Raw genomic sequence first — 26,559 nt, 5'->3', positions numbered from 1 at the left:
TCATAACTTTTACATGAGCTGAATTCCGCTACTTGCTATGATTTGTCGCCAATTCGCTACAAAAATGCAGATAAATCATCATTATGCAGCTATGACGCTGTGATTAGGGAAAAGACAATGTGGAAAACCCTTAGACACTCTTTGCCATTGCAAATTGCAGTGGCGGCCGCACTGGCTTGGCTGGTGGGCACGGTATTTGGTCCCATTGAGAACGCGGAACAGACCACTTGGTATCCGTTGCTTATGCTTGCCAAGGTCAGCTATATCGGTCTACTCAAAGCCGTGGTCGGCATGATGGTATTGCTCTCGTTACTGGAAGGGATCAGTAATATTGGCAATGTGGTTCGCCTTAAGCGCCTAGGTGGTGCAACACTTTTGTTTTACGGTTTTACCACCACCATCGCGATCACCATTGGCCTTGGCGCAGCACTCATGATGCCCGAATGGCAACCGCTCACCAATGCGCCGCCTGTGGATGAGAGCATTAGCTTTATCAACCAAGATGCTGCGGGTGCCGGAGCCATTGCCACCAAACTTATTAATATGGCGTTGGTGAATCCGTTTGCCGCGGTGACTCAGGGTAACCTTTTGGCGATTGTGGTGTTCACCATTTTGTTCGGCATTTCGCTGATTGTCGCACTGCCAGAGTCGCACCCATTATTCGAGACCATTCGCGGGCTGAATAAAGGCATTAACACCATGGTGGCAGGAATTATCAAGCTGGCGCCATTTGCAGTGTTTGCGATTGTTTTCCAGTTCTCCCACAAAGGGGATAACGATCTATTCGGCCAGCTATTTAGCTTCGCTGCTTTGGTATTTGGACTGACGATGGTCCATGCACTGATCGTGTTGCCGCTTATTGCACGTGTTGCCGGTGGTATTGGTTTTGTGAGTCTGTTTCGCGCCATTTCTGCACCGCTGGCGATGGCGTTTGCCACTTCATCCAGTGCTGCGACACTGCCCGTATCGATGCAGGCTGCCAAAGAAGAGCTTAAGGTTACCCCGTCGACCGCGAGCATGGTCTTGCCGTTGGGCGCGGTGATGAACATGGATGGCACCGCCTTATTTGAAGGCATTGCTGCGGTGTTCCTCGCACAGTTGTTCGGGATTGACCTGTCGACAACCGGCATTGTGATGATCTTCATTATGGCGATGGTTTCGTCGGTAGGCGCACCGGGCATGCCGTCGGGCTCGATGTCGGGTATGCAGTTGGTGTTGCTGGCTGCCGGTATTCCACTGGAGGCCATTGCTATTTTGCTGATCATTGAGCGCCCACTCGACACCTTCCGTACCGCGGTCAATGTGCAAGGCGATTTGATTGGTGCCACGGTGATTGATAAGTGGCAAAAGCGCTTTGGCTAATAGCCTCATCGCAAAAAACCGCTCCCAACCACGGAGCGGTTTTTTTATCCCTCTTCAATCACATGAAAGGCGCGGTATTCGTCGAATGCGTATTGGTCCGTCATACCGCTGATATAGTCAATTAGCAGGCGAGTACGAAAATAGAACTCACGCGCAGTGGCAGAAGAGATCTGCTCCGCTAGGGCTTGTTTTTGTACCGCGTCGCGATAGGCTTTTTTATGTTTTTCAGGCAGTTTTTTAAATAGCCGCTGGGTGTATATCGACGCCTGTGGCTTGACCGGCTCGCCATTAACTAAGGCTGTAAACACCTCACTGGGCAAGGTGAGGAGTGGACGATAGATGCTCATCAAACCATGGATGACGCGATAGCCTTGTAGCTCGCGGCGTTCCACTTCAGGGTGACAAAAGGCATGCGCTTTGGCGACGTTTTTAAAGGTTTGTACAAGTAAATGATTGACGCTGTTATCTTCAATTAGCGCGTGATTAAAGGTGCCATCAATGACGGCGGGCAAATGGTCGACAAAGCGTTGGGCGGCATGGCGAGGCAAGCGTTTATTGACCTCCACACGCAAGAAGACAAAAAACTGACTGTCACTGCCGTGGCTGCGCTTTTCAGCATTCTCTAACATGGTCGCCATGGTGTTGGCGTCATGCTCTTCACTGGCTTGGGTAAGCTGTACAAAGGTTGCCTTTAAGGCCGCTTTTAAATCCGCGAGAGTCAGTACGCCTTTTTCAACGGCGTCTTCTAAATCGGCAATGCCATAAGAAATATCATCGGCCGCTTCCATGATGTAACTGACTGGGGCACGACAGCCGGGAGAGATAGCGAGCGTTTTTTGCAAATCGCCAATGTACGCGTGTTCACTGAGAAAATAGCCGACTTTCTTTTTAAGGTACGCGCGGTCGTCGTCATCTGCAGGTTTCGGCTCGCTACCACACCGAGTGTATTTAAGAATGCCGGAGACTTGCGAATAGGTGAGGTTCAGCTGTTGTAAGGTATGGATCAGCCGTATGCCTTGTGCGTTGCCTTCAAAATGACAGAGATCGCGCTGTACCGCCTCAGGCAGTTCGTCGTTAAAATGTTGGCGATAGATATAAGGGACGTGCTCACTGAGCCAATCACTGAGCGCTTGCTCGCCAAAGTGTCCGAACGGTGGGTTACCTATGTCGTGCATCAGGCAAGCCATCTCAACCAAGGTTTCCAAGCAGCGGTCGAGCGGGGGAGCGAGTTGCGAGGCAGACAGCTTGTCGGCAATCAGTTGACTGATATAGCGCCCGACTTGCTGAACCTCTAAAGAGTGGGTGAGACGGCTGCGCACCGCGGCATTGCGTTCAAGTGGAAAAACCTGAGTTTTTTGTTGCAAACGGCGTACAGCGGCAGAGTTAATGATCCGTCCACGATCGCTTTCAAACTGCTTCATTAAATCGCCGTTTGTTTGCGTTCTAAAAGGCCGATCTGGACGGATTTTTTGCTCAAAATTCACAGTCATCATGACACCCAGCTTGTCCACTTTTTAAGATAGAGTGCGGCGGATTTCACTGACTGTCAATCCGCCGCTTGGCATAGCAAGACGGCGGCGACATAGATTAATGCATATACATCTGCGCCGAGCGAGCAGGAATGGTGATAGTGTGAAAAACCGATGAGATGGTGGTGGTCGCATCACTTAACACATCATAATAAGGGCGAGACCTGAAAGGATGCTTGGGGTATCAGACAGCTAGTCTATTCTTAGATATAATGCCTCAATTTGATATGTATTTCATTCAGGGCATTTTTAATGACCAACAACAACTTCTCCCAAACCGCTGCCTTCATTTGGTCGGTTGCTGACCTGCTTCGCGGTGACTTCAAACAATCTCAATACGGCCGTGTGATCCTGCCGTTTACCCTGCTTCGTCGCCTTGAGTGTGTGCTTGAGCCAAGCAAAGATGCCGTGGTTGCCGAGTATGAGCGCATCAAAGCGATGAGCCTGCCAGAGGATGCGCAGGAAAAGTTCTTGCTGCGTGCAACAAAATCGCCAGCTCAGCCAGATGGTTTGTCATTCTTTAATACCTCGCCAATGAACCTTGGCAAGATGGGACAAAGCAACATCAAGGCGAACCTTGATAAATACGTGCAGTCATTCTCCAAAGATGCGCGGGAGATCTTCGAGCACTTCAAGTTTGATGAATTTGTCGGGCTGCTGGAAGAGGCTAATCTGCTTTACAAAGTGGTGAAGACATTCGCCACCACCGACCTTAGCCCAAGCAAAATCTCTAACTATGAGATGGGTTTGGTGTTTGAAGAGTTGATCCGCCGCTTTGCGGAAAGCTCGAATGAAACGGCGGGTGAGCACTTTACGCCGCGTGATATCGTGCGCCTTACCACCTCGTTAGTCTTTATGGCCGATGATCAGGCGCTCAGCCAAGATGGGATTATTCGTACCATTTACGATCCAACCGCCGGTACGGGTGGTTTCTTGTCTTCAGGGATGGAGTATGTGGCGGAGATGAACCCTAACGCGGTGATGCGCGCGTTTGGTCAAGAGCTAAACCCAGAATCCTACGCGATTTGTAAAGCCGATATGCTGATCAAAGGGCAAGACGTTGACCGTATCAAGCTGGGTAACACCTTATCCAATGATCAACTGCCTGCCGACAAATTTGATTATATGTTGTCCAACCCGCCGTTTGGTGTGGATTGGAAAAAAATTGAAAGTGACATCAAAGATGAGCACCAGCAAAAAGGCTTTGATGGGCGCTTTGGCGCAGGCTTGCCGCGTGTGTCTGATGGCTCGCTGCTATTCTTGATGCACCTTATCAGCAAAATGCGTGACAAGAAGACCACGGATAACCAAGTTACCGATGGCGGTCGTATCGGCATTATCCTCAATGGTTCACCGCTATTTACCGGTGGCGCGGGTAGTGGTGAGAGTGAAATACGCCGCTACATTCTTGAAGCGGATCTGCTTGAAGCGATTGTCGCGCTGCCAACCGACATGTTCTATAACACAGGCATTGCGACCTATGTTTGGGTACTGACGAACAAGAAAGACCCAGAGCGTAAAGGCAAGGTGCAGCTTATCAACGCGGCTAACCTCAGCACGAAAATGCGTAAATCATTAGGATCTAAGCGTCACTATTTAACGGATGACGAAATTCGCACCATCACCAAAAACTTTGGTGACTTTGAAGAAATCGATACCTTGACCCAAGATGGAGTGACGGACAATAAAAAACACTTCGCCAGCAAAATTTTTAATACGCATGAGTTTGGCTATCGTCGCCTCACTATCGAGCGTCCATTGCGTCTGTCAGCACAAATCACCGATGAAGCAGTAGAATCACTGCGCTTTGCACCTAAGCCGTTTAATGCCGTCATGCAGGCGGTCTTTGAGCAATTTGGTACTGAGTGGACGGAGGAAACGTACGGCTCACTCATTGATGTGGAAAAGGAAGTTCGTGTACTGATCAAAGCCGACTTCCCTGAGCTGAAAGAAAAGCAAATCAAAGACGTGCTGGATGGCAAGTTGTGGCTCAATCAAAAAGCCCTGATGGATGCGGCAAAAGCCCTGCAAATTGCTGTGGGTGACAGTCTTGGTGGAAAATCGCAGCAATCCGACGATTTCAACCAGTTTGAACTGACACTGAAAGGCGCATTCAAGGCGACAGGCATCAAGTTCGATGCCAAGCAGAAGAAGCAATTCATTGATGCGGTAACGTGGAAGAATCAAGATGCCGAGCCTGTGATCAAAAAAGTGCTGAAAGAAGAGGCACAGCCGCTATACGGTGCATTTGACTACAAAGGCAAAGTGGTTGAGTTCCAACAAGATGGCGACCTGCGTGATAACGAGAATGTACCGCTTGACCCAAGTGTCACCACCATTCGCTTGATTGAGAGATACTTTGAACGCGAGGTGCTACCACATGTTGCCGATGCGTGGATCAACGCCGATAAACGCGATGACAAAGATGGTGAAATTGGTGTGGTGGGTTATGAAATCCCATTCAATCGCCATTTCTATGTTTATCAGCCACCCCGTGCACTAGAAGCCATTGATGTGGAGTTGGATGCGGTGAGTGCAGATATTATGAAGCTACTGCAAGAGGTGCATTCGTGATCAATATGTATCGTCTAATTACTTCATTTCGTGTTGCTAAACGGTTTTGTCAACAATTTCACTTGACTAAAAATGACGGTGTGGTCGATAATGTTGCTAACACGCCCACCAAGCCTATGCACTGCAAGCTCAAATTGAGTGGGCTTTTTTCTGCCTATAGTTTTCCTCAACTGGCTATTTGTTTCGCACCACTCATGGAGGCGAACTGATGGCAACCTTTACCAAAACCGCTAAAACATTAGATGAACAAATCGCTTTGTTGCAAGAGCGTGGTCTAACAATTCGCGATCCAGAACGCGCTAAGCGTTACCTTGAGGTGATTAGCTTCTTTCGTCTTTCTAGCTACATGCGCCCCTTCCAAGTGCCGAATGATCAGACTCACCCGTTTAAAGCTGATGCAGAGTTTAAATCAGTGGTTGAATTGTATGCTTTTGATCGTGAATTGCGCTTACTCATCATGGATGCGATTGAGCGCGTTGAAGTCGCTGTACGCGCAACACTTAATAACCATATGGGCACTAAGTATCAAACCGAAGAACCGCATAGCGGCTCACATTGGTACTTGAACGAATCTCTGTTTAAGCGTGATTACAACCATAAGCGGATGTTGAGTGAGGTCGAACGATGCCAAAGTCGTGACACCATCGATTTGCAAAAAGACATCAATAAGATTAACCGCAGCAGACAAAGCGAAGAAGAAAAAGCAAACAGGATTGAGAAAAGAGTGCGTGAGCGCTACCCACGCTTTTATCAGCATAACTATCAACATCCACGCTTGATGCCAAGCTGGGCAATGGTTGAGGAGTTAACGTTCGGCACCATATCACACCTTTATAAAGGGCTAGCGAAAGATGCTGATCGTAAAGGCATCGCCAAACGTTTTGCTGTCCCTCAAGAAGTGTTTGAGAGTTGGCTGCATACCCTTAACTTTGTTCGTAACTGTTGCGCGCACCATAGCCGCCTGTGGAACCGCGAACTTTCTATACCACCCAAAGTACCTCATGGTGAGCACTGGCACCTTCCAGAGCGATTAGCGCCAATTATGGTTCAACCGAATCGCCGGATTTACGTAGTGTTGCTTATGTTGGCGCATTTAATGAGGCAGATCAGCCCTGATAGTCAGTGGCATAACAAAGTGAAAGCGTTAGTGACAGTGATGTACCCAAGCGTACCACTGGCTCCAATGGGCTTTCCTGATAACTGGCGTTCACATATTTTTTGGGGTGGTGAAGATGAGTAAATATCAGGCGTATCCAGAGTATAAGGATTCTGGTGTTGAGTGGTTGGAAAATATACCAAGCCATTGGGAAATCAAGCCATTAAAGCACTTATGTAGTTTTAATGATGATGTTTTGGCTGAGAATACAAAAAAGGACTATGAACTTTGCTACGTTGATATTGGCAGTGTGTCTGCAACTGATGGGATCTCTCGGGTAGAAACCATGACCTATGGCAGCGCTCCCTCAAGAGCTAGACGGCTGGTGAGAGATGGCGATGTTATCGTTTCAACTGTAAGGACGTATCTAGAGGCAATTGCGCCAATCAATAATCCGCCTTCAAATATGGTGGTATCTACAGGCTTTGCAGTTATTCGACCGAACAAGAAATTGCACAAAGGTTACGCCGCATATTGTCTAAGGGCTAATGGCTTTATTAAAGAGGTTGTTGCTCGCTCTGTTGGTGTCAGCTATCCGGCAATTAATGCTTCTGAGCTTGTTGGTATTTCAGTGCCATCGTTACCAGTAGTAGAACAAACCCAAATCGCCAACTTCCTCGATCACGAAACCGCTAAGATCGATACCTTGATCGAAAAGCAGCAGCAATTGATTAAACTGCTGAAAGAAAAGCGCCAAGCGGTGATCAGCCATGCGGTGACCAAAGGGTTGAACCCCCAAGCACCCATGAAAGATTCAGGTGTGGAGTGGTTAGGGGAAGTACCAGAGCATTGGGATGCTCTACCAGCGAAAAGGTTTTTTCGATTGGTTGCAGAACCAGCTCCACAAAATAATGATTATGAGCTTTTGTCTGTGTATACCGATATAGGTGTTAGACCAAGGAAAGAGTTGGAGCAAAAAGGAAATAAAGCATCAACAACTGATGGATATTGGATGGTCAAAGAGGGAGATATCATTGTAAACAAATTGTTGGCTTGGATGGGTGCGGTCGGATACTCAGCTTATAGTGGGGTGACTAGTCCTGCTTACGATATCTTGCGTGCTACTAAAGATTTGAACCCTAAATTCTATCACTATTTATTCCGTACCAAATTGGCAAACATGGAGTTTAAACGATGGTCTAGAGGCATCATGGAAATGCGTCTAAGACTTTATTTTGATGAGCTTGGTCGAATTACTATGCCATTTCCTCCAAAACATGAACAAGATTTGATTGTTATGGAAATAGAGAAGATGGAATCTTTATACGACCAGTTGATTTCAAAGTCAGAAATGCAAATATCATTAATGCAAGAACGCCGCACCGCACTTATCTCAGCCGCTGTCACTGGCAAGATTGACGTTCGCAACTGGCAAGCGTCAATATCTCAAGATCAAGCATTGGAACAAACCGCTTAAACCTTTTGCCACTCTCATTTAAAAAAGCAGAGTGGCTTGTCGCTTTGGTTGGCTAACAAGAATTAGAAGAACAAGGTTATGAAAGATACTACACAAGAACGAGTATTTCAGGACGACATCATCAGTCAGATGGTTGCCAATGGCTGGGTTCAAGGCTCTGGCGAGGGCTATAACCGCGAATCGGCATTGTATGAAGCGGATGCGCTGACCTTTATCAAACAGACGCAGCCGAAAGAGTGGGAGAAGTTCTGCAAAGTCTTCCCGACCGACTCAGAGCGCCACTTCCTTGATGCCTTGGTGACGCAACTTAAAAAAGCCGATGAGAACGCCACTGATCGTGCGTCACGTACCTTTGGCACTTTGGGCGTGTTACGTCATGGTTTGAAAATCCGCAATGCCCGTTTTGAATTGTGTCAGTTTAAGCCAGAGCATAACCTCAACCCTGAAACCTTGGCGCGTTATCAGCAAAACATCTGCCGTATTGTGCCAGAGCTGGTTTATAGCCCGTATGCCACCAAAGAACAGGAACAAGAGACAGGCAAGAAAGCCAAGAAATGGCGTATTGACTTGGTGTTGTTCGTTAATGGTTTGCCCGTCTCTACACTTGAACTGAAATCTGAATTCAAACAAGCAGTCGAAAACGCCATTGCGCAATACAAGCTAACCCGTTTACCGAAAGACCCAGCCACCAAAAAGCCAGAGCCGCTTTTAAGCTTTAAACGCGGTGCGTTAGTGCATTTTGCGGTGAGCCAGTATGAAGTCTACATGGCAACCAAACTCGCGGGCACCGATACCTTCTTCTTGCCGTTTAATAAAGGGACGCATGATGGCGGTAAGGGCAATGATATTCCTGAAGATGAAAATCGCTACGCCACCGACTACCTGTGGAATGAGGTATTAACCCCAGATAACCTGCTCAATATCATCGGGCGCTTTATCCACCTTCAAATAGAAGAAAAGGAAGATTGGGAAGGGCGTAAAACCAAGAAAGAAACCCTGATCTTCCCGCGTTATCACCAGTGGGATGTGGTTACCAAGCTGGTCAATGCTGCGATTGAAGAAGGCACAGGTAACAAGTACCTGATCCAGCACAGTGCAGGGTCGGGTAAGTCCAACTCGATTGCATGGACAGCGCACCAACTCTCGACCTTGCATGATGCCAAGGGCAACAAGCAATTTGATTCGGTGATTGTGGTGACTGACCGCACTGTATTGGATGATCAGCTACAAGATACCATCTATCAGTTTGAACATGCTGATGGTGTGGTGGGGCGCATCAACCGTAAAGAGGGCGATGGCTCGAAATCAGAGAAGTTGGCTTCGGCTCTGGAAACCTCTCAACCAATCATCATCGTGACCATTCAAACCTTCCCGCATGTGTTAAAAGCGATTGAGAATTCAACGTCATTGAAAGCGCGTCGTTATGCCGTCATTGCCGATGAAGCGCATTCGTCACAAACAGGCGCAACCGCTCGTCAGCTTAAAGAAGTGTTGATGACGGATGAAGTCGATGATGACATCGAATTATCGTCTGAAGATATTCTCGATGCCACTGTTGCGGCGCGTCGAGGCAGTGCCAACCTGAGTTATTACGCCTTTACCGCCACACCAAAGCAAAAGACGCTGGAGTTGTTTGGTCGCAGGCCTGATCCAGAGCAGCCAGCATCTAAACGCAACTTGCCGATGGCTTACCACATCTATTCGATGCGTCAGGCGATTGAAGAAGGCTTTATCCTTGATGTGCTGAAAAACTACACCAACTACAAGGTGATCTATCAGCTCAAGCAAAAGCTGGAAGCGGAAGATAAAGAAGTGGATGCCGGCAAAGCCAAGGTGAAGCTTAACAACTGGGTACGCCTGCATGACCACAACATTTCACAGAAAGTGAAAGTGATCATAGAGCACTTCAAAAAGAACGTGATGGGCCTGTTAGGTGGTCAAGCTAAGGCCATGGTGGTCACCAGTTCACGTAAAGAAGCGGTGCGCTACAAACTGGCGTTTGATAAGTATGTGTCTGAGCATGGTTACGCGGGCATTCGCGCCATGGTCGCCTTTTCTGGCGAAGTCGAGTTTAACGCTTCCGATCCAGACAGCACAGCGTTTATGGATCAGAAGTTTACTGAGCATAGCATGAACCCTGACCTTAAAGGGCGTGAGATGCGCAAAGCCTTTAACACTGATGATTATCAAGTGATGCTGGTTGCCAATAAGTTTCAAACGGGCTTTGACCAACCGAAACTCTGCGCCATGTATGTCGATAAAAAGCTGGCTGGCGTTGAGTGTGTGCAGACGCTCTCTCGCCTCAACCGTATCTATCCGGGCAAAGCAGAGTGCGGTACGTTTGTGCTTGATTTCTACAACGAACCACAAGATATTTTGGATGCCTTCCAGCCTTATTACCAAGTGGCAGAGCTTGAGGATGTCACTGACCCTGACAAAATATTCGATCTATCAGAGAAGTTACGCGCTAGCGGTATCTTCCTTTGGTCGGAGGTCGAGCAGTTCATTGATGCCTTCTTTACCAAAAACAAGTCTAATGCGGCGATCAGTAATATCTTTAAGCCTGCGATAGACCGTTGGCGCAAGCGCTACACTTCTGCAGTAGATGAATACATTCACGCCAAAAATGTGTTTGAACGCACCAAGAAAACCGGCGATGCGGTATTAATCGCTAATGCGGAAAATGCCTTCAAAGAGAGCAAGCAGGAGAAAGACCGCCTTGAGATCTTTAAGAAAGACTTAGGCAGCTTCGTCCGCTTCTATGAGTTTATGTCCCAGATTGTCGATTACGACGATAAAGAGCTAGAGAAGCTGAGCCTGTATGCACGTCACTTGCGTCCAATGCTGCGCGAGAAGGTGATTGAAGAGGATGAACTAGATCTTGGTGACGTGGTAATGAGCCACTATCGCTTATCAAAAATCCGTCAGCAGGACATTCAGCTTCAAGAGAATACGCCTGAGTATAAGTTGCACCCAAGTAACGATGTAGGTACAGCTAAGCCAAAAGACAAGAAAGAAGAGTTTTTGTCTCACATCATTGAGCGATTGAACGAAGTATTTCTCACTGACAACCTGACCGACAAAGACATGATCAACTATGCCTTTACGGTGCGTGACAAGCTCACAGAAAACGAAACGGTGATGAGCCAAATCGCCAACAACACTCGCGAGCAAGCCATGCTGGGTGACTTCCCACGTGCGATTGATGATGCAATTTTGAATAGCAATGAAGCCCACCAAGAGCAGATGATGCAGTTGTTGTCTGATCCGAACAAAACCAAACAATTTGCGCGGGTGATTTTTGATATGTTGAGTGGCGTTAAATAGTGGCTATCTATCAACTATCGAATGATGACTGTGGTGTCGTCATTCAGTAAGCCCTGTATTGAAACGTCTTTATACTTAGCCAGTCAATTGGGATGCATTATAGTTTTAAGAGAAACAGAGAAAAGCCGGATGCTTTTTTGATATTCGTCACTTGTCAAATCGAGATGTAAGGCTTATATTTAGCGCACTACTTTCCCTTCTCCCACGTTGGCATTACGACCACTGGGGTTGGGCGAAATTGCCGACCTGCTAGGTCGGTTTTTTCATATCTGGAGCCTAGAAAAGAAAGTAATGTGAGAACACGAGTATACATCGACGGTTACAACTTCTACTACGGCTGTCTCAAACATACGCCATATAAATGGTTGGATCTGGTTCACCTCTTCGAAAATCACCTTCTGCCGCGTTCAGGCGCTACCTCATCTGAGCTTCACCCAGAACATGGGATTAAGTTTTATACTGCCGAGATAAGCCCAAGGGCTGCACAGGATGAGCATTCAGTGCAGGATCAGCGGAGTTATCATGCAGCACTTGCCGGACATCATCCTAATGCGGTCAAGATAAAGATTGTTAAAGGCAGCTATGCAATCGATAAGATTGATGCAAGAAAAGTTGAGTGCTGCGAGGACGGTAAAGAGAAAGAGCCGAAATATTGTTCGACGGTCAAAGTGTGGAAGCTGGAAGAGAAGCAAAGTGACGTCAATATTGCCATAGATGCCGTTTTTGATGCCTTTACTGATCACAGTATTGAGCAGGTAGTATTTGCAACCAACGATACTGATATTGTTCCCGCGTTGAAAAAGTTACAGGAGCTGAACGCGCTTGGGATTAGGCCACCAATTAAGATTGGGCTAGTTACTCCGGCAAAAGAGAGACATGGGCCGCGGCGCACCAACAAGTCGTTGAGTCAGTTGGCAGATTGGACGATAAATTTCATAACTGATAAAGAGCTGAAGTTGTCTCAATTACCATGTAGGGTCACAGGTGGTAAAAAGCCAGCTTTTCAGCCGGTATCCTGGTTTGAGCACAGAGAGCAAGTCGCAGAGCTCTTGAGTATTCTAAGTGCTTGCGATGTATGTGGTTCAGTACCCAAAGCGTGGCGCTGGCTGTGCTCTCCCAAGCCGGCTACTGACGGTTTACCAGAGCTGGCCGAAGACCCATCAACCATGCTCTATACAAGGGAAGGTGTTGAAGCTGTCTTAGCTCATGCAAAGTGTTTTGCTGAGCATATGAGGAATAATGCCTAGTTGTCAGTATGGGAAGAAGTGTAAAAAGTGAGCAACAGCCGCTCTCGGTGATACACATAACAATTATGAACTAACGAACCTACCTTTGTGAAAACCTGCTTACAGGTCAGGTGTAACCCCCAAAAAACTGGTCATTAGCAATTAGAGTTTTCCGTTTACACTAAGATAATCTCAAACATTATAGAGACAAAAAGCCCCGCTAGGCTAGGAGCTTAGCGGGGCTTTCAAACGTTCTAGAACGTCTTCGTATACGAATTTGGTGGAGCTGGCGGGAGTTGAACCCGCGTCCAGAATCAGTCTAACCAATGGCGCTACATGCTTAGTTTGTCTTTAATCTCGTCAGTGTGCTGCGGACAAACACGCCACACAAAGACATACCCGACTTAGATTTAACGCTTCAGCTTTCGGGTCAAAGCATCCACGCGATCCTGTTTGGTTTTGACTATCCTTGATCCCCGTCCTACAGGCGAAGGCTAGGGAGGATAGGCACTCAACAGGTTATTAAGCTGCTAGTGCGTAGTTTTCGTCGTTTGCGACTATTTTTTTGCGGCTTTTTACGAGGCCAACCGCCCCTCGGCATGCTCCACGGGCCTTCTCAATCCTGTCGAATCCTGAATCAGCCCCAGAGTTTGGACGGCAGAGTCTAACATATTGATCTGCCGCGTCAACGATTAACGTGCTGCGTTTTTCATGATTCTGGCTTTTTGACGTTGCCAGTCTCTGTCTTTCGCGGTATCGCGTTTATCGTGAAGTTTTTTACCTTTTGCTAAGCCGATTTTGAGCTTGGCGAAGGATTTTTTCCAGTACAGGGAAAGAGCCACGACTGTGAAACCATCCCGGTTAACTTTTCCGATCAAGGTATCAAGCTCACGACGCTTAAGCAAGAGCTTGCGTGTACGCTGAGGATCAGCCACCACATGGGTGGAGGCCACATTAAGCGGGGTGATGGTTGCCCCGAACAAAAAGGCTTCCCCGTCTTTCAGCAACACATAACTTTCGCTGATATTGGCTTTACCGGCACGGAGAGATTTTACTTCCCAGCCTTGTAGCTCAAGCCCGGCCTCAAAGTCATCTTCGATGAAGAACTCATGGCGAGCTTTTTTATTCAGCGCGATGGTGTTACTGCTTGCTTTGTTCTTTGCGTTTTTCTTAGCCATAGTGGGCGCATTATAAAGGCTATGTGTTGAGGAATGAAAGGATTATCGCACGAGCCTGAGTGAAGCGCATCTGTATTTGTCGATACACGCGGCTGCACGCTTTGGTGAATAGATGCGGCGGTGGTATGATTTCGCGGTTAACTTGCAAGGAGTCCTTATGCCGCAAATTATCCGCTCGGCTTTAGTGCCTTACAGTGCTGAGCAAATGTTTGCCTTGGTGAATGATGTTGAGGCCTATCCACAGTTTTTGCCTGGGTGCGTGAGCACACGCTTGATTGAGCACACTGACACAACCATGGTGGCATCGTTAGACGTGGCGAAGGCAGGCATTAAGAAAACCTTTACGACCAAAAATTACTTGGTGGAAAACACGCGCATTGATATGACATTGGTCGATGGGCCATTTAAACGGCTGAGCGGAGGTTGGCGCTTTACACCGCTTTCCAGCGACGCCTGTAAAATTGAGCTCGATCTTGAATTTGAGTTTACCAATCGATTAGTTGAAGTGGCGTTTGGTCGTATCTTCAGCGAGCTAACAAGTAGTATGGTGAAAGCATTTACTGAACGAGCGAAAACGATCTATGAGTGAAGAAACACTACTCCGTGTTGAGGTGGTCTACGCATTGCCGAATGAGCAGCGGATTTTTAATTGTGTGGTGAAACCGCAATCGACCGTTGAAGAGATTATTCGCCAATCTGGTGTGCTTAAAGCTTACCCAGAGATTGATTTAGACAACAATAAAGTTGGCATCTTCAGCCGCACCGTGAAGCTGGATGCGCAAGTGCGTGATGGGGACCGTATTGAGATTTATCGCCCACTGCAGGCGGATCCCAAAGAAATTCGCCGACGCCGAGCGGAACGCGCGAAGCTAGAAGGAAAAGCGGATCCTGTTACGGGTGGACGCGTGGATACCCAGCGCAAGCGCTCTTAACGCCGTCAACGGCTTTCGCAACGAACATGAAAAAACGCCGACTCTCGGCGTTTTTTTGTATCAAGAGAGCGCGGATAGTTGTCTTGTTAACGCATTAGTCTCGATAAACGTGTTGCAAAAAATGCGTCAAACGTTCGGTAACTCGTTCTGGTTGCTCAAGGTTGGCAATATGTCCTGCCTCTGGGATCAGTGTGAGCTCCGCGCCTGTGATCTCATCTTGCATCAAATAGCTCTCAAGCGGCGGACGGGCCACATCGTGTTGCCCCACCATAATCAGCACGGGCAATGCTAACTGGGCGAGTGCATCGATTTGATCGCGACGGTCAAAGGTAAGACGGCCAATACGCGCGACGGCGTTAGCGCGATCGCCTTCAAGTTGCTGGAGCGAGTGATGGAAAGCGTCGACGAAGTGCGGTTGCTGTGCCAGCGTGGCGGGGGCGAAAAACAGTGGCACGATGGCGTCGAGAAGCGGCGCGGGGACATGCTGGACTTGCTCGATAGTGGTGAGCATTCCCATGTATTTTTGATGCGTTACCTCAGGTTCGCGACCGACAAAGGTGTCCATTAACACCAATGCTTTCAAACGCGAAGGCGCTAACTGAGCAAACTCAACGCCCCACATTCCGCCAACGGACAGACCAATGAGCGTGACCTGTTCGATGTTGAGGTGATCGAGCAGTGCGAGCATGTCTGCCGCAATATCAGCGAGTGAGTGTGTCTGTTCGGGCGCATCGTCTGAGTCCCCGTGGGCCCACAAGTCAGGCACAATGCAACGGTAATGGCGACTTAACACTTCAACCTGAGGCGCCCACATGGCACTGTCCCACAGGTAGCTATGGCCGAATAACAGAACAGGCCCTTGCCCAACATCTTGGTAAGCAAGGCGTTTTCCATGGTGTTCGAAGATATATTTCATAGTGTGATAGCTAAGCGTAAAAGCTTAAGACTACCATGAACGCGAAGGCAGAGGAGCTCCGCGCAGTGGCGATACTGCGCGGAAACGTGAATTATTGGACGGCTTCGAAAAAGCTTTCACCCGGCGTGAAGTCACCATCGACCTTGACTAACTGGTTGTTGTCATCAAAAGAGAGCACGAGATCTTTTTGTGTTGGTGCTTGGTGACCAGGCTGTTGCCATTGGACAAAATACCACGTGTTTGGGTAGCCAGATTCGACCAGCATAGGAGGGCCGAGTAAGAACTTAACCTGCTCTTTGGTCATGCCAAACTTAAGTGAGTCTACGGCTTTTTCTTCGATGTAATTGCCCTGATTGATATCGACGCGATAAACCAGTTTCTCGGCGTAAGAACAGCCAGTAATGGCAATTGCCATTAGGGCAGCAATGGCGGCTTTAGTCCAACCCATAGTTAACATCTTCACTGTCTCGTTGATGGCAAATAATATCACTCACACGCAAATCATTCCGTGGATACAGGCTTTTTCGTTCCTGACGAAAGGCGGATGAGTATAAACAAGCTCGGAATATATGTAAAAAACCTGCTCGCGACTAGCGATTGGATGGGAAGAATCGAAAAAAGTTCGCCCTAAAAAGAGAAAAAGGCGACACGCTCACAGGTTTGTGAGGTGTCGCGAATCGGTGAGAGCCATGGGTTGACGCATGCTATGCGGCAACCAGCAAGTCCTCGGCATTGGCCAGCGTACGCTCGGTGATCTCACTACCGCCGAGTAGGCGTGCCAGTTCATTGATACGTTCGTCGCGGGCCAGCGGATACATACGGGTCGTTGTGGTGCCTTTTTCTGTTTGCTTGGCGACAAACATTTGCTGATGCCCGCATCCGGCAACCTGGGGTAAGTGTGTTACGCACATTACTTGGGTCGACTGACCCAATTGACGGAGTAACTTACCGACAATCGCCGCTGTTGGACCACTGATACCCACATCGACTTCATCAAAGATCAGACTCGGGGTTTCCACTTTTTGGGCGGTGATTACTTGAATGGCTAATGAAATCCGAGATAACTCACCGCCAGAAGCAACCCTTGCGAGCGGTTGCAGCGGTTGACCCGGGTTGGTTGACACCAAAAAGGCCACCGCATCTCCCCCTAAGGGACTTAGGTGAGTGTCGGCTTTGTTTTCGACTTGGATTTCAAAGGTACCGTGCTCCATGCTCAGTTGGTGCATGCTTTGCGTGATCAGTTTATTGAGCTCACGGGCATAACGACGTCGACTTTTACTGAGTTTTTCTGCTGTATCCAAACAGGCGGCAAAATGCGCATCCACGTCGGCTTGGAGCTGCTCAATCGCCTCATCATTATGGGCTAATTTATCCAGTTCTTGGATCAGTTGTTGGTGCGTTTGATAAAGCGCTTCGGGTTGCACATGATGTTTGCGTGACAAGCTCATAATCGTGCTCATACGCGCATCAAGGTATTGCAGGCGTTGCGGATCCATGTCTAACCGGTCGAGATAACTGGTCACTTCTTGACTCGCTTCTTGCGCTTGAATGCGCGCTTCTTCAATGAGCGTGGCTAAAGGCTCAAATTGACTGTCCAGCGCGGCCAGTTCAACCAAGCGTTGCTGCGCGGCATTTAAAAGGTTGAGCGCGTTAGCGTCTTCGTTATCACTGAGCAAATCCACGACCGCTTGGCTTGTCATCGCAATATCGCCGCTGTTTGATAAGCGCTTGTGTTCTTCTTCAATCTGCTGGTATTCATCTTCGCCTAGTGCCAGCTCGTTCAATTCGCCGACTTGATATTCCAGCAGTTGTTGTTGTGCATCGAGATCGTCTTTTTTCTTGATCAGTGCCTTTAACTCGTTTTTAGCACGACGCCAACGTTGGTAGCGAGACGCCATCTTATCGAGCAGTGATTGGTGTCCGGCATATTGGTCGAGCAGGGTGATCTGGTGTTCTGGGCGCAACAGTTGTTGGTGAGCGTGTTGACCATGGACATTAATCAGTAGTTGTCCTAGCGCTTTTTGCTGTGAGGCAGGGACAGGGTTACCGTTAATGTAAGCACGAGAGCGGCCTTCTTTGGTAATCACGCGACGGAGAATACAGTCGTCGCCGTCTTCAAGCTCATTGTCTTGCAACCAACGACGTGCCGCACTGTTTTGTTCGAGGGTAAAACTGGCGGTGATCTCTGCGCGTTTTTCGCCGGGGCGAACCATATTGGCATCCGCGCGGTCGCCTAGGCAAAGGCCGAGCGCATCGATAGAAATCGATTTACCTGCACCTGTCTCTCCGGTGATCGCCGTCATTCCTTTACTAAACTCCAACTCCAAGGATTTCACGATGGCAAAGTTTTGAATGGTCATATCGGCTAACATAGGAAAACACCTGTATCTATCAACAACTGTGTATAGATACAGTATATACTGTTTTTACATCCAGTGAATATGTAAAAAGAAGAATTGTTCCTTCTGGGAGTTTCCGCACAAAAATTGCACACCAAAAAAAGCAGGCGAACCTGCTTTTATGCCCTTTTACGGCAAGGGAAGCGATTAGAAGAGTTTCGACGACCAGCCTAGCTTGGTGCGTAACGTGTTGTAATAATTGTAATCTTTGGGATGGATAAGCTTCAGCGTGGCCGGGCTTTTATAAATATGCACCTCGTCGCCAGGGTTCACAGGAAGAGAGACTTGTCCGTCGCAACTGACTTCCAGCGTGCCGCGGTTATCGGGCGAAACCAGCAGTTTAATGCGGCGGTTGCCATCGACGACTAACGGACGGCTGGATAGGGTGTGAGGGAACATAGGGACCAGTGAAATCGCGTTTAGGCTCGGAGAGAGAATAGGGCCGCCTCCCGATAAACTGTACGCCGTGGAGCCGGTGGGAGTTGAAATAATGATCCCGTCAGAGCGCTGAGAAAAGGCAAACTGTTCGTTAATGTAAACTTCAAACTCAATCATATGCGCCACTTGCCCTGGGTGGAGCACTGCTTCGTTCAATGAGGCATTATGACTTTTGACTTGGTCATGACGGTGGATCTCGGTTTCGAGTAAAAACCGATCTTCTTCCATATATTCACCGCTCAAGACGGCTTCAAGCGCGTTTTCGAAGGCGTCGGGATCTAAGTCGGTCAAAAAGCCCAAATTGCCCCGATTCACTCCAATGACCTTAATGTCACTGCGCGATAACACGCGTGCCGCGCCCAGCATATTACCGTCGCCCCCGATCACGATGGCCAAGTCAGCGTGTTGACCAATCGTAACAAGATCCAAGTAATGCGCATCGGGTAACCCCAAGTTAGCGCTAAGACGCGTATCAATGCACACCTCATAGCCACGCTCCGTGAGCCAGTGGTAAAGGCTAATGTGTGTGTTCACGGCCTCTGGATTGCGGGGCTTACCGATAAGCGCAATGCGTGTAAAAGGTGTCGACATAATGCGGATCCTGTGTCTATTTGTGCCCAGTATAACGCGGCAAAATCGCGATTGTCGTGATTTGGGTTGGCCTGATGGTTGAATCGTGAATATTCATCCCCATAATAACCCCGTCAATCAAGTTGAATAGTCCCAGTGGCGTGCTGGGCAATGCCATTTGTGTCGGAGTGATCATGAGCGAAGAACAGAAAGTGAAGCAAGAGCAGGAAGCCGTAAAACAAGCGCAAGCTGCTGAAGCCAAAAACGCAGAGCAGGCCACTGAGCAACAAGTGAGCGGTAGTGCGGCGGATATCGAAGACGCCGAGACCGAGGCCATGATTGCACGTATTACCGAGCTTGAAGCCGCACTTGAAGCCAGTGAAGCGAAAGTGAAAGAGCAGCAAGACAGCGTGCTGCGTGCCCGTGCGGATGTCGACAATATGCGCCGTCGCACTGAGCAAGAAATCGATAAAGCGCGTAAATTCGCACTAGAGAAGTTTGCCGGTGAGCTGTTGCCCGTGATTGATAACATGGAGCGTGCTGTCGAGATGGCGGATAAAGAAAACGAAGCCATCAAGCCTATGGTTGAAGGGGTGGAGCTTACCCTAAAAACCATGACTGATACGGTTGAAAAGTTCGGCCTAAACGCGATTGATCCGCAAGGTCAGCCATTCAATCCTGAACTGCACCAAGCGATGTCAATTCAAGAAAGCGCTGAGCACGAGCCAAACACCGTGATGATGGTGATGCAAAAAGGTTACGAGCTAAATGGTCGCGTCGTGCGCCCAGCGATGGTGATGGTATCTAAAGCACCACAAGGCAACGTTGACGAAAAAGCGTAACAAGGTCTGACGTCGAAAACGTCAATAAATACAGGCCTTTTGTCAGCCACTCGATATAAAAGGCCTAAAAAATGCGGTTTTTTTTATCGCAGACCTTGAAAACAAGCATGCTGCCCTTATTTAGATTGCAGCGTTAAATAAAAATTTGCGGTGAGGGGTTGAACCTCTCACGGTTACCCCCACATAGGGTGTAACGCAATAAAGCCACAGAACGAATTTCGGAGAGCACCAGATGGGTAAAATCATTGGTATTGACTTGGGTACAACCAACTCATGTGTCGCTGTACTAGACGGTGAAAAAGCACGCGTGATTGAAAACGCAGAGGGTGATCGTACAACACCTTCAATCATCGCTTATACACAAGACGGTGAAACGCTAGTCGGTCAACCTGCAAAGCGTCAGGCGGTGACAAACCCAGAAAACACCCTGTTCGCGATCAAACGTTTGATCGGTCGTCGTTTTGAAGACGAAGAAGTACAGCGCGACATCAGCATCATGCCATACAAAATTGTCAAAGCTGACAATGGCGATGCGTGGGTTGAGGCGAAAGGCCAGAAAATGGCTGCACCTCAGGTCTCTGCTGAGGTTCTGAAGAAAATGAAGAAAACCGCTGAAGACTTCCTCGGTGAGGAAGTGACTGGCGCGGTTATCACAGTACCTGCTTACTTTAACGACTCTCAGCGTCAAGCAACTAAGGATGCTGGTCGTATCGCAGGTCTAGAAGTTAAGCGTATCATCAACGAGCCAACTGCAGCCGCACTGGCCTATGGTCTAGACAAGAAAGGCGGCGATCGCACTATCGCAGTCTATGACTTGGGTGGTGGTACCTTCGATATCTCTATCATCGAAATCGATGAAGTAGATGGCGAGCAAACGTTCGAAGTACTGGCGACTAACGGTGACACGCACCTAGGTGGTGAAGACTTTGATAACCGTCTGATCACTTACTTGGTCGACGAGTTTAAGAAAGAGCAAGGCATCGACTTGCGTCAAGACCCATTGGCGATGCAACGTCTGAAAGAAGCGGCAGAAAAAGCGAAAATCGAGCTCTCTTCTGCACAGCAAACTGACGTTAACCTGCCTTATGTGACTGCGGATGCAACTGGTCCTAAGCACATGAACATCAAGGTAACGCGCGCCAAGCTTGAGTCTTTGGTTGAAGATTTGGTTCAACGTTCTCTTGAGCCACTGAAAGTCGCTCTGGCAGACGCCGAGCTGTCTGTTGACGAAATCACTGATGTTATCTTGGTAGGTGGTCAAACCCGTATGCCAATGGTACAGGCGAAAGTTGCTGAGTACTTTGGTAAAGACCCACGCAAAGACGTGAACCCGGATGAAGCGGTTGCCGTTGGTGCGGCAGTGCAAGGTGGTGTACTGTCAGGTGACGTAAAAGACGTGCTATTGCTTGACGTAACGCCTCTGTCACTGGGTATTGAAACCATGGGCGGTGTGATGACCAAGCTCATCGAGAAGAACACCACGATCCCAACTAAAGCGAACCAAGTGTTCTCGACGGCGGAAGACAACCAAAGCGCGGTAACTATCCACGTGATTCAAGGCGAGCGTAAGCAAGCCATGCATAACAAATCACTGGGTCAGTTTAACCTAGAAGGCATTCAGCCTGCGCCACGTGGTGTGCCACAAATCGAAGTGACCTTCGATCTTGATGCTGATGGTATCTTGAACGTGTCTGCGAAGGACAAGCAAACGGGTCAAGAGCAGAAAATCACCATCCAAGCGTCTGGCGGCTTGAGTGATGAAGAAGTTGAGAAGATGGTTCAAGAGGCAGAAGCGAACAAAGAAGCGGACAAGAAGTTCGAAGAGCTCGCAACTGCACGTAACCAAGCGGATCAGCTGGTTCATGGCACCCGTAAGCAAGTTGAAGAAGCGGGCGACAAACTGCCAGCAGAAGACAAAGAGAAGATCGAAACAGCGATCTCTGAGCTTGAAACTGCGCGCAATGGCGAAGATAAAGAAGCCATCGATGCGAAAGTACAAGCACTGGTCGCGGCTTCATCAAAACTGATGGAAATTGCTCAGCAGCAAGCACAAGCTGAGCAGGCGCAACAAGACGCCGGTGCAGATTCAGCGAAACAAGACGATGACGTCGTTGACGCTGAGTTTGAAGAAGTCAAAGACGACGACAAGAAATAAGCGAAAGCGCTGTCGTTAGTAAGCACGGGCGTAGGGGAGCAATCTCCTTCGCCCGTCGTTTTATCAAACCGTGATTTGAACGTCTTTGTTTTGTTGACGTAAACAGGTGCAGTCAGACCATGTCAAAAAGAGATTTATATGAAGTGCTCGGTCTAAGCCGCGATGCGAGCGAGCGCGATATTAAAAAAGCCTATAAGCGGCTGGCGATGAAATATCACCCAGACCGTAATAAAGGCGAAGATGCCGCTGACCAGTTCAAAGAAATTAAGCTGGCGTACGAAGTGCTGACCGACCCACAAAAACGCGCTGCCTATGATCAATATGGCCACGCAGCCTTTGAACAAGGCGGTATGGGTGGCGGCGGCTTCGGCGGCGGTGGTTTCGGCGGTGGCGCTGACTTTAGCGATATTTTTGGTGACGTATTCGGCGATATATTCGGCGGAGGGCGTCGCGGTGGTCAGCAACGCGCGCAACGTGGTGCCGATCTGCGCTATAACATGGAGCTAACGCTTGAAGAGGCGGTCCGTGGCGTCAGCAAAGAGATCGAAGTCCCGACCTATGTAGGCTGTGATACGTGTCATGGCAGCGGCGCCAAACCTGGCTCGCAAAAGCAAACCTGTGGTACCTGTAATGGTATTGGTCAGGTGCAAATGCGCCAAGGTTTCTTTGCCGTGCAGCAAACCTGTCCAACCTGTCATGGTAGCGGCTCCATTATTAAAGACCCTTGTAACAGCTGTCATGGTCAAGGTCGTGTGAAAAAGACCAAACACCTGAATGTGAAAATTCCAGCTGGCGTCGATACTGGGGATCGTATTCGCCTATCAGGTGAAGGTGAAGCCGGAGAAAACGGTGCCCCAGCGGGTGATTTGTACGTACAAGTACACATTCGCGAGCACCATATTTTTACCCGTGATGGCAATAACCTGTACTGCGAAGTACCGGTTAGCTTCACAATGGCCGCACTCGGTGGCGAAGTTGAAGTCCCGACGTTGGATGGCCGTGTGAGCTTGAAAGTGCCGGCCGAAACGCAAACGGGACGCATGTTCCGGATGCGCGGTAAAGGCGTACAATCCGTACGTGGCGGTGGTATGGGCGATCTCATTTGTAAGCTGGTGGTGGAAACCCCTGTCAAATTGAGCAGCCGTCAAAAAGAGCTTTTACAAGAGCTTGAAGAGTCATTCAGTGGAAGCGAAGCGAAAAAGCATAAGCCAAAATCAGAAGGCTTTTTCGATGGCGTGAAGAAATTCTTCGATGACCTTACCGGGTAAAAAGTGCCACGTGTCCAAAGAACACTAAGATAATGAATAGCCAGCCTCGCGCTGGCTATTTTTTTATCCTTTCGTCGGCCGCTGTATATGGGGAAGCGGACAATCTTTATGGTTTGATTGCGCGGCAATTAGCCCGCTCGGGTATAAGGTCAATACCCCACAGGGGTCGTTGTTTTGCGCGCTTTCCTGACGTGGCGTAGCAGTGACATAATAGCTTTTCGTTTGCCCATGGACTGCAAAGTTGTAGCGTTCAGATAGCTGACAGTTTTCGCACAGCTTATCTTTTAACTCAGTTTGGTCGCTGGCGTTAGGAAAGGATTGATGGGTAATAAAATGATCTTCTATCCACCCTTGCAGCTGAACCAGATTACGCTTTGCATGTTGCCTTTCTTGTTGCTGTTTGTAATGAGAATAAGCGGGTAACGCGATGCCTACCAACGTAGCAATAATGGCTACCCCAAACAGTAACTCGACTAATGTCACGCCTTTTTGTAAGCGTGAGATACTGTTAAACCTCATTTTTGTTAGCCTCTCGAAGACTCTGTCACTAAAACGTCATCCAGCCTAGGGCAGTGGTACTCTCATCATCAATCGGTGGGCGATTAACTTGGGAGGCAGTATGCGTTTTATCCCTCATCTGAAGCGGCTTTCTCATGGCTTTACTTTAATTGAGTCACTAATCGCGCTTGCTGTGCTGGCGATCACCTGCAGCATTGCGTTTCCCAACTTTCAAAAAGCGCGCCAAGCGACGTTAATTGCCAATGACAGTGCGGCACTCACCAGTTTGTTTCAATTGGCTCAAAGCCGAGCCGTTAAAGAAAGTCGTCCGTATGTTGTTAGCTTCGTGAGTGAGGATGGGGTGGATTGCATTGTTGCCAAAGCAGAGCCAGTGTCCACAGCCCGAACATCAGCAGGCCGACAGCCACCGTCTCTCGACTGCCACCAAACCCAAGCCTTGATGGTGAGGCTAGATAAACAGGTCACGCTAAAACAAAAAGTTAAAGAAGAGTGGCAAGTACAACCCGACGGCGATTTATTCACGATTGACTTTCGCACCCAGCGGCCAAACCTCAACCTCACACTGGGATTAAGCACCGCAAAGAGCCAACAGCCAGACTATATCGTGCAAATCCGTCAGTACCTTGGTTTTAGCCATTGCAAAAATAAAGACAACACGACTTGCCGCACTGAGGGTGAAAACGATGCGAGTAGTTAATCAGTGGGGGTATGGTTTGCTCGAACTGCTGATCGGTTTATCGGTTAGCCTGATGGTCATGTTGGCGGCATTGTCGATGATGACGTCTGCCAGTGTGACTCAAACCCGTCTTGATGCGAAGACTAACTTGTCCCTTGAGCTAAGCCGCTTACTGACCATGATGGAGTCTGATATTCGTCGAGCTGGATTGTGTTATCAGTGTGGTGAGACAGCAGCGTTCCAAGTAGATCAGCATCTGATTTTGATTGACGACACTGGCAGCAACAATCAGGGGCAATGCATTCGGTTTGCCTACCAACAGACGGGCGTCGTTCCTCAGTTGGATGCAGGAAAAGATGATGTCAAAGGCTTTCGGTTTGATGCTGATAATCAGGCTATAGAAATCTACGAGAACCACGACGATACATCCAACTGGACGTGTCAGTCCGGTTACTGGCGAGATATCTCTTCACGCAACATTGTGATTGATAACCTGACTTTTGAGCGCAAAGAGGTGAGCACGTCCAACCATCGCACCGTCACGGCCCTAACCATCACCTTATCTGCCGCGTTAAAAGAGGCCCCACACACGCAAGAAAGCTTATCTCGAACCCTAGTTTTACGTAACACAATGAGGCAGTTATGAGAAAGACACAGACCGGTATTGCAACGCTCGTTGTGGTGGCCAGTATTGCTTTGATTGCACTGTTGATAGTGTTTGGCGTGAGTCGGCGTGCGATTAGTGATATCCAGCAAGCTCAGACACGAATTAAAACGCAAGAGTATCTTTCTCGGGCTTGGGCGGGGTTAGATTGTGCGGTGGCAAAAATCTATCAAGAGGGTCTCGACCTCTCATCCGGTGAGGCGGCCGAAGGGCTGACTCAATTATCAGAGTGCCAAGGTGTGGCTGGAAGTCGATTAGAGCTAGCGCCTTGGCCAAACAATCCCTCGTTGTGGCGGCTAAGTAGTCACTCACATCAGCAGGAGGTTGGAGTCACCTTGCAAGGCGCGGGAGGCGGTCGCGCGGCGGCATTTGTCACGTCAGGTTCGGCGTTATTTTATGGAGCGAATAAGTGGCGGCCGGCGAAGGGCAAAAAACGTGACGATGGACGCTATGAATGTCAGTCCATTATTGCCGGTGGTGATGTGAGGATTAGCCCGCGAAAACCAAGTGAAGGTGTGCCGGATAACGAAGAGGAAAAAAGCCAAAACACATTCTCCGTCCACTTAGGAGGAGGAGATGAATGTGCACCTGAGTATAAAACTGAGGTGCTCGATTACAAAGTAGCTGATAGCCGCGATGAGACAAGGAAGCTGCTCAAAAAAGATGTACAAACCAATGTGAAGGACATGGATCTTTTCCAAGACTTTTTTGGTGTCCCGCGTTCACAGTGGCGGCTTGCCAAACAGCAGTTTGAGGAAAAAGGCGGAACCATCGTTGAAACGCATGGCGATGCATCGAAATGTTATGAATCGGTCTACAATGCGATGGAACAGGGGAGCGGACAACCTAACGTGAAAGTCTGGGTTGATGGGCCTTGTGATTTAACTCCCAAGACATTCAAGTCTCCGAGTGATTCATCTAACAAGCATAGAAATACCGCCATTTTGCCGAGTGACCCACCCGTGTTGTTGGTTGTGCAAGATGGCATTATGGCTCTTCGTGGTGCGATCAATCCATTTAATGGTGTGGTGTATCAGTTTAACCCCACGATGAACGCGAACAAGTTTGCGGAGCAATGGGGCATGGATAGCTCTCAGGGTGGGCAGGTATCATGCACGCACAGTAATGCGTCGATAAGTGAGCTTTGCCAGCACATTGCAACCAATGTGCGAGAACCTGAGCAGGCAAGCCGAGTCCCCTTCTGGTTTCATGGTAGTTTTAAAACCAATGGTGCATTTATCATCGATGTACCTGATGGCAATACCGTCATTAATGGCTCTTTAGTTGCTAATTATGATGATGGTAATAAGCGTGCTAGTTTTGAGGGTCTCGGACAGTTAAGGCCCTTACCCAATAGCTATTACAACCTAATACCACCCAGTGGAGGGTAAAGGCGATGAAGTCTCAATCT

The 26,559-nt window shown here is 48.6% G+C and carries 22 protein-coding genes and 1 other RNA gene (1 of these 23 only partly in view); 15 read left to right on the top strand and 8 right to left on the bottom strand.

Annotation, left to right across the window (positions count from 1 at the left end):
- Positions 1-117 precede the first annotated feature (117 nt).
- The gene (locus N7E60_RS11465) at positions 118-1,362 is read left to right on the top strand and encodes a dicarboxylate/amino acid:cation symporter (RefSeq protein WP_269597531.1); all 1,245 of its coding nucleotides are present in this window, start codon (positions 118-120) and stop codon (positions 1,360-1,362) included.
- A gap of 44 nt (positions 1,363-1,406) precedes the next feature.
- Here the strand turns inward: N7E60_RS11465 and dgt are convergent, their stop codons facing one another.
- Positions 1,407-2,852, bottom strand: coding sequence for a dGTPase (dgt, locus tag N7E60_RS11460; protein WP_269598580.1), 1,446 nt, complete (start codon positions 2,850-2,852; stop codon positions 1,407-1,409).
- Between the two features lie 291 nt (positions 2,853-3,143).
- Here dgt and N7E60_RS11455 point away from each other — a divergent pair, with 291 nt between their 5' ends.
- The 5 genes from N7E60_RS11455 to N7E60_RS11435 all read left to right on the top strand — a co-directional run bounded on the left by N7E60_RS11455 (position 3,144) and on the right by N7E60_RS11435 (position 12,612).
- Positions 3,144-5,465 (top strand): type I restriction-modification system subunit M, encoded by a 2,322-nt coding sequence (locus N7E60_RS11455; RefSeq protein ID WP_269597530.1) that lies wholly within the window; start codon positions 3,144-3,146, stop codon positions 5,463-5,465.
- A gap of 208 nt (positions 5,466-5,673) precedes the next feature.
- Positions 5,674-6,705 carry an Abi family protein gene (locus N7E60_RS11450; RefSeq protein ID WP_269597529.1) on the top strand — a complete coding sequence of 344 codons (1,032 nt, stop codon included), beginning with the start codon at positions 5,674-5,676 and terminating at the stop codon, positions 6,703-6,705.
- A complete protein-coding gene (locus N7E60_RS11445) occupies positions 6,698-8,038 on the top strand; it encodes a restriction endonuclease subunit S (RefSeq protein WP_269597528.1) in 1,341 nt (446 codons plus the stop codon). The genes N7E60_RS11450 and N7E60_RS11445 overlap by 8 nt, the downstream gene beginning before the upstream one ends.
- 78 nt (positions 8,039-8,116) lie before the next feature.
- A complete protein-coding gene (locus N7E60_RS11440; RefSeq protein ID WP_269597527.1) occupies positions 8,117-11,365 on the top strand; it encodes a type I restriction endonuclease subunit R in 3,249 nt (1,082 codons plus the stop codon).
- A gap of 293 nt (positions 11,366-11,658) precedes the next feature.
- Entirely contained in the window at positions 11,659-12,612 is a 954-nt protein-coding gene (locus N7E60_RS11435; RefSeq protein ID WP_269597525.1) for an NYN domain-containing protein, read from the top strand.
- A 257-nt stretch (positions 12,613-12,869) separates the two neighbouring features.
- On the opposite strand, the gene ssrA is transcribed toward N7E60_RS11435, so the two are convergent.
- Both ssrA and smpB read right to left on the bottom strand, forming a co-directional pair.
- Positions 12,870-13,236: a transfer-messenger RNA gene (gene ssrA, locus N7E60_RS11430) on the bottom strand.
- 47 nt (positions 13,237-13,283) lie between these two features.
- Positions 13,284-13,769, bottom strand: coding sequence for an SsrA-binding protein SmpB (gene smpB / locus N7E60_RS11425; protein WP_069591156.1), 486 nt, complete (start codon positions 13,767-13,769; stop codon positions 13,284-13,286).
- Positions 13,770-13,926: 157 nt separating this feature from the next.
- Between smpB and N7E60_RS11420 the strand changes: the two genes are divergently transcribed.
- Together N7E60_RS11420 and N7E60_RS11415 are read left to right on the top strand one after the other, a co-directional pair.
- Positions 13,927-14,358: an SRPBCC family protein gene (locus tag N7E60_RS11420; protein WP_069591154.1), complete on the top strand. Its 432-nt coding sequence runs from the start codon at positions 13,927-13,929 to the stop codon at positions 14,356-14,358.
- The gene (locus tag N7E60_RS11415; RefSeq protein WP_069591153.1) at positions 14,351-14,701 is read left to right on the top strand and encodes an RnfH family protein; all 351 of its coding nucleotides are present in this window, start codon (positions 14,351-14,353) and stop codon (positions 14,699-14,701) included. Before N7E60_RS11420 ends, N7E60_RS11415 begins: the two co-directional genes overlap by 8 nt.
- A gap of 94 nt (positions 14,702-14,795) precedes the next feature.
- Here the strand turns inward: N7E60_RS11415 and N7E60_RS11410 are convergent, their stop codons facing one another.
- The 4 genes from N7E60_RS11410 to nadK all read right to left on the bottom strand — a co-directional run bounded on the left by N7E60_RS11410 (position 14,796) and on the right by nadK (position 19,045).
- Positions 14,796-15,617, bottom strand: a complete 822-nt coding sequence (locus N7E60_RS11410) for an alpha/beta fold hydrolase (RefSeq protein ID WP_269597524.1) — start codon at positions 15,615-15,617, stop codon at positions 14,796-14,798.
- 91 nt (positions 15,618-15,708) lie between these two features.
- The gene (gene bamE, locus N7E60_RS11405; RefSeq protein ID WP_069591158.1) at positions 15,709-16,065 is read right to left on the bottom strand and encodes an outer membrane protein assembly factor BamE; all 357 of its coding nucleotides are present in this window, start codon (positions 16,063-16,065) and stop codon (positions 15,709-15,711) included.
- Between the two features lie 256 nt (positions 16,066-16,321).
- Positions 16,322-17,989 (bottom strand): DNA repair protein RecN, encoded by a 1,668-nt coding sequence (gene recN, locus N7E60_RS11400; protein ID WP_269597523.1) that lies wholly within the window; start codon positions 17,987-17,989, stop codon positions 16,322-16,324.
- Positions 17,990-18,163: 174 nt separating this feature from the next.
- Complete coding sequence (nadK, locus tag N7E60_RS11395) at positions 18,164-19,045, bottom strand: NAD(+) kinase (protein WP_069591147.1); 882 nt, start codon at positions 19,043-19,045, stop codon at positions 18,164-18,166.
- Between the two features lie 173 nt (positions 19,046-19,218).
- On the opposite strand from nadK, the gene grpE reads away from it, so the two are divergent.
- The 3 genes from grpE (at position 19,219) to dnaJ (ending at position 23,289) form a co-directional block, all read left to right on the top strand.
- Positions 19,219-19,866 (top strand): nucleotide exchange factor GrpE, encoded by a 648-nt coding sequence (grpE, locus tag N7E60_RS11390; RefSeq protein ID WP_077480966.1) that lies wholly within the window; start codon positions 19,219-19,221, stop codon positions 19,864-19,866.
- 232 nt (positions 19,867-20,098) lie between these two features.
- A complete protein-coding gene (gene dnaK, locus N7E60_RS11385; RefSeq protein WP_269597521.1) occupies positions 20,099-22,021 on the top strand; it encodes a molecular chaperone DnaK in 1,923 nt (640 codons plus the stop codon).
- A gap of 119 nt (positions 22,022-22,140) precedes the next feature.
- Entirely contained in the window at positions 22,141-23,289 is a 1,149-nt protein-coding gene (gene dnaJ, locus N7E60_RS11380) for a molecular chaperone DnaJ (RefSeq protein WP_077457704.1), read from the top strand.
- Positions 23,290-23,352: 63 nt separating this feature from the next.
- Here dnaJ and N7E60_RS11375 read toward each other — a convergent pair whose 3' ends face one another.
- Positions 23,353-23,808, bottom strand: a complete 456-nt coding sequence (locus N7E60_RS11375; protein WP_077457724.1) for a type IV pilin protein — start codon at positions 23,806-23,808, stop codon at positions 23,353-23,355.
- Positions 23,809-23,908: 100 nt separating this feature from the next.
- Between N7E60_RS11375 and N7E60_RS11370 the strand changes: the two genes are divergently transcribed.
- The 4 genes in view from N7E60_RS11370 to N7E60_RS11355 are tightly spaced (at most 5 nt apart) and all read left to right on the top strand, a layout consistent with a single transcriptional unit that may run on beyond the window.
- A complete protein-coding gene (locus N7E60_RS11370; RefSeq protein ID WP_077457702.1) occupies positions 23,909-24,505 on the top strand; it encodes a pilus assembly FimT family protein in 597 nt (198 codons plus the stop codon).
- Positions 24,492-25,130, top strand: a complete 639-nt coding sequence (locus tag N7E60_RS11365; protein ID WP_269597520.1) for a hypothetical protein — start codon at positions 24,492-24,494, stop codon at positions 25,128-25,130. Before N7E60_RS11370 ends, N7E60_RS11365 begins: the two co-directional genes overlap by 14 nt.
- Positions 25,127-26,539 carry a hypothetical protein gene (locus N7E60_RS11360; RefSeq protein WP_269597519.1) on the top strand — a complete coding sequence of 471 codons (1,413 nt, stop codon included), beginning with the start codon at positions 25,127-25,129 and terminating at the stop codon, positions 26,537-26,539. Before N7E60_RS11365 ends, N7E60_RS11360 begins: the two co-directional genes overlap by 4 nt.
- A 5-nt stretch (positions 26,540-26,544) precedes the next feature.
- Positions 26,545-26,559, top strand: partial view of a type IV pilus modification PilV family protein gene (locus tag N7E60_RS11355; protein ID WP_069591131.1) — the 5' end (the start) only. Its footprint extends 408 nt past the window's final position; the window shows 15 of its 423 coding nt (coding positions 1-15); the start codon lies at positions 26,545-26,547; its stop codon lies off the right edge, out of view.

Origin of the sequence: Salinivibrio proteolyticus (assembly GCF_027286365.1) — a bacterium.
In the GTDB taxonomy this organism is placed as follows: domain Bacteria; phylum Pseudomonadota; class Gammaproteobacteria; order Enterobacterales; family Vibrionaceae; genus Salinivibrio; species Salinivibrio proteolyticus.
The sequence above is the reverse complement of the archived record's forward strand: the minus strand, read 5'-3'. Positions and strand labels throughout refer to the sequence as shown.

What these genes read in the sequence shown, in the direction of transcription:
- N7E60_RS11445 (WP_269597528.1), top strand. Translation starts at nt 6,698, where the DNA reads ATGAGTAAATATCAGGCGTATCCAGAGTATAAGGATTCTGGTGTTGAG.
- N7E60_RS11450 (WP_269597529.1), top strand. Translation starts at nt 5,674, where the DNA reads ATGGCAACCTTTACCAAAACCGCTAAAACATTAGATGAACAAATCGCT.
- N7E60_RS11375 (WP_077457724.1), bottom strand. Translation starts at nt 23,808, where the DNA reads ATGAGGTTTAACAGTATCTCACGCTTACAAAAAGGCGTGACATTAGTC.
- bamE (WP_069591158.1), bottom strand. Translation starts at nt 16,065, where the DNA reads ATGGGTTGGACTAAAGCCGCCATTGCTGCCCTAATGGCAATTGCCATT.
- dnaJ (WP_077457704.1), top strand. Translation starts at nt 22,141, where the DNA reads ATGTCAAAAAGAGATTTATATGAAGTGCTCGGTCTAAGCCGCGATGCG.
- N7E60_RS11440 (WP_269597527.1), top strand. Translation starts at nt 8,117, where the DNA reads ATGAAAGATACTACACAAGAACGAGTATTTCAGGACGACATCATCAGT.
- N7E60_RS11365 (WP_269597520.1), top strand. Translation starts at nt 24,492, where the DNA reads ATGCGAGTAGTTAATCAGTGGGGGTATGGTTTGCTCGAACTGCTGATC.
- N7E60_RS11420 (WP_069591154.1), top strand. Translation starts at nt 13,927, where the DNA reads ATGCCGCAAATTATCCGCTCGGCTTTAGTGCCTTACAGTGCTGAGCAA.
- N7E60_RS11410 (WP_269597524.1), bottom strand. Translation starts at nt 15,617, where the DNA reads ATGAAATATATCTTCGAACACCATGGAAAACGCCTTGCTTACCAAGAT.
- smpB (WP_069591156.1), bottom strand. Translation starts at nt 13,769, where the DNA reads ATGGCTAAGAAAAACGCAAAGAACAAAGCAAGCAGTAACACCATCGCG.
- grpE (WP_077480966.1), top strand. Translation starts at nt 19,219, where the DNA reads ATGAGCGAAGAACAGAAAGTGAAGCAAGAGCAGGAAGCCGTAAAACAA.
- dgt (WP_269598580.1), bottom strand. Translation starts at nt 2,852, where the DNA reads ATGACTGTGAATTTTGAGCAAAAAATCCGTCCAGATCGGCCTTTTAGA.
- N7E60_RS11360 (WP_269597519.1), top strand. Translation starts at nt 25,127, where the DNA reads ATGAGAAAGACACAGACCGGTATTGCAACGCTCGTTGTGGTGGCCAGT.
- dnaK (WP_269597521.1), top strand. Translation starts at nt 20,099, where the DNA reads ATGGGTAAAATCATTGGTATTGACTTGGGTACAACCAACTCATGTGTC.
- N7E60_RS11465 (WP_269597531.1), top strand. Translation starts at nt 118, where the DNA reads ATGTGGAAAACCCTTAGACACTCTTTGCCATTGCAAATTGCAGTGGCG.
- N7E60_RS11370 (WP_077457702.1), top strand. Translation starts at nt 23,909, where the DNA reads ATGCGTTTTATCCCTCATCTGAAGCGGCTTTCTCATGGCTTTACTTTA.
- nadK (WP_069591147.1), bottom strand. Translation starts at nt 19,045, where the DNA reads ATGTCGACACCTTTTACACGCATTGCGCTTATCGGTAAGCCCCGCAAT.
- recN (WP_269597523.1), bottom strand. Translation starts at nt 17,989, where the DNA reads ATGTTAGCCGATATGACCATTCAAAACTTTGCCATCGTGAAATCCTTG.
- N7E60_RS11415 (WP_069591153.1), top strand. Translation starts at nt 14,351, where the DNA reads ATGAGTGAAGAAACACTACTCCGTGTTGAGGTGGTCTACGCATTGCCG.
- N7E60_RS11455 (WP_269597530.1), top strand. Translation starts at nt 3,144, where the DNA reads ATGACCAACAACAACTTCTCCCAAACCGCTGCCTTCATTTGGTCGGTT.